Annotated in this window: 4 protein-coding genes; 1 reads left to right on the plus strand and 3 read right to left on the minus strand. The window is 39.8% G+C overall.

Annotated elements, in window-relative coordinates; all coding sequences use genetic code 11:
* The first annotated feature begins 110 nt into the window (after positions 1–110).
* Positions 111–641: a tRNA adenosine(34) deaminase TadA gene (gene tadA / locus A1D25_RS01420; protein WP_157393942.1), complete on the plus strand. Its 531-nt coding sequence runs from the start codon at positions 111–113 to the stop codon at positions 639–641.
* A gap of 10 nt (positions 642–651) precedes the next feature.
* Here the strand turns inward: tadA and ruvX are convergent, their stop codons facing one another.
* From ruvX to A1D25_RS01435, 3 genes are all read right to left on the minus strand, one after another.
* Positions 652–1,071, minus strand: a complete 420-nt coding sequence (gene ruvX / locus A1D25_RS01425) for a Holliday junction resolvase RuvX (RefSeq protein WP_157393943.1) — start codon at positions 1,069–1,071, stop codon at positions 652–654.
* On the minus strand, positions 1,071–1,625 hold the full coding sequence (locus A1D25_RS01430) for a YqgE/AlgH family protein (RefSeq protein WP_157393944.1): 555 nt from the start codon (positions 1,623–1,625) through the stop codon (positions 1,071–1,073). Before A1D25_RS01430 ends, ruvX begins: the two co-directional genes overlap by 1 nt.
* Positions 1,625–2,081, minus strand: a 457-nt coding sequence (locus A1D25_RS01435; protein WP_157393945.1) for a 16S rRNA (uracil(1498)-N(3))-methyltransferase, incomplete at its 5' end; no start/stop codon positions are given. The genes A1D25_RS01435 and A1D25_RS01430, both read right to left, overlap by 1 nt.

The following is a 2,081-nucleotide window of genomic DNA, read 5'->3' on the forward strand; positions in this document are numbered from 1 at the left end:
TTGTCATCAGTCTGAAATGCTCCGAAAGGGGCATTTTTTTGTTATATTAAATCCCAACAAGGAATATTTATTGTCTTAACAAGCGGTCAGATCTAAGGAATTTTTTGCAAATGTTTATTCAACCTACCCAACTAAGTTCTTCCCTTGAGATTTCTGAAGATGATCAAAAATGGATGCAATATGCACTACAGCTTGCTCAACAGGCAGAAATTGAAGGTGAAATTCCTGTTGGGGCAGTGTTAGTTTCAGATAATGGCGAGATATTGGGAGAAGGCTGGAATCGTTCAATTACCTTATCAGACCCAACAGCTCACGCAGAAATTCAAGCAATCCGAATGGCAGGGCAAGCACTTGCAAACTATCGGCTATTAAATACTACGCTTTATGTTACTCTTGAACCTTGCACAATGTGTGCTGGTGCAATTTTACATAGCCGAATTGGGCGTTTGGTTTTTGGGGCGAGTGATTATAAAACTGGGGCTGTCGGTTCTCGTTTTCATTTTTTTGAAGATTACAAAATGAACCATCTCTTACAAATTCGTGGTGGGGTAATGGCAACAGAATGTAGCCAAAAAATTAGCCATTTTTTTCAAAAAAGACGAGCAGAGCAGAAAGCGATAAAATTAGATAATTTATCTTGATAAATAAGGTCTAATAACCTTCATTCTCAAACCAACTTTCTAAAATAAGGCAAGCAGAGATAGAATCGACTTTATCCTTTTTTAAGGCTTTGTAGCCACCACGAGCAAAAATTTCAGAACGGGCTTCAACCGTTGTAAGTCGTTCATCTTGTAAAGCTATTGGTAGGTTAAATCGCCCATTTAAGCGGTTGGCAAATTTTCTGGCTCGTTGTGTAAGTGGTTGTTCTGTACCGTCCATATTTAAAGGTAAACCAATCACTAGCAGATCAGGGTTCCATTCGCTAATTACTTTGCCTATTTGTTCCCAGTTAGGAATACCATCTTGGGCTTTAAAAGCGGGTAGCCCTTGGGCTGTACCTGTAATACTTTGCCCAACGGCACAGCCGATACTATTTGTTCCAAAATCAAAAGCGAGAATCGTTTTGCCCATTAAGCTCTCCCTGCTTTTGCTAGAAAGCCTTCAATACCAAGCATTTCATAGGCTTTTGACCAGCGATCCAAATAGCCTGCGTGGAATAGAATATGTTCACTACTTGGTGAAACTAACCAATAATTACGGGCAATTTCTTGCTCAAGCTGATCGGCTTTCCAAGTACAGCAACCTAGACAGACAATAAAATGCTCAGGAGAGTTATTTCGTCCAAAAGTATCTAGAATATCACCTGAAGTCGTGAGTGTAATGTTATTTGCTGTTTCATAGCTGTGTAATAATGGTGCATTGGTACTGGTATGTAAGATAAAGCCACGATCTTGGCTTACTGGACCACCATTTAAGACAAGCTGATCTTTGCTATAACTGCGTTCATTTGCCATTAAAAAGTCCATTTTTGCCAGTAATTCCATTACCGACAGATCTGTTGGTGAGTTAATCATTAACCCCATTGCCCCTTGATCGTTATGCTCACAAATATAAATGACAGAGCGATCGAAGTAGTCGTCATTCATATCTGGGGTAGCAATCAATAATTGACCTTGTAAATTCATTAACTTAAATCTCCATAAAGAATTTGTAGAGCGGTTATTGTAGCGAGCGATGCGGTTTCTGTACGAAGAATACGTTTTCCTAGTAAGACTTCGGTAAAGCCTTGTTGTTCAGTCATTGCAATCTCTTCTGGAGAAAGTCCACCTTCAGAGCCGATCAATAATCGAACTCCAGCAGACGGCACATTCGGGAGTGATTTAATGGTGTATTTTGCTCTTGGGTGCAAATTCAATTTGAGCATATCGTCTTGCTCTTTGCACCAATCGGTGAGTTTCATAATTGGGCGAATTTCAGGAATGACATTTCGTCCACATTGTTCACAGGCAGAAATCGCAATTTTTTGCCACTGTTGCAGTTTTTTATCTTGACGCTCTCCTTCCAACTTAACGCCACAACGTTCAGACCATAATGGCGTAATAGTGGTTACACCCAGCTCTACTGATTTTTGAATAGTAAAT

This window comes from Ursidibacter arcticus (genome assembly GCF_009761375.1).
In the GTDB taxonomy this organism is placed as follows: domain Bacteria; phylum Pseudomonadota; class Gammaproteobacteria; order Enterobacterales; family Pasteurellaceae; genus Ursidibacter; species Ursidibacter arcticus.

What these genes read in the sequence shown, in the direction of transcription:
- tadA (WP_157393942.1), top strand. Translation starts at nt 111, where the DNA reads ATGTTTATTCAACCTACCCAACTAAGTTCTTCCCTTGAGATTTCTGAA.
- ruvX (WP_157393943.1), bottom strand. Translation starts at nt 1,071, where the DNA reads ATGGGCAAAACGATTCTCGCTTTTGATTTTGGAACAAATAGTATCGGC.
- A1D25_RS01430 (WP_157393944.1), bottom strand. Translation starts at nt 1,625, where the DNA reads ATGAATTTACAAGGTCAATTATTGATTGCTACCCCAGATATGAATGAC.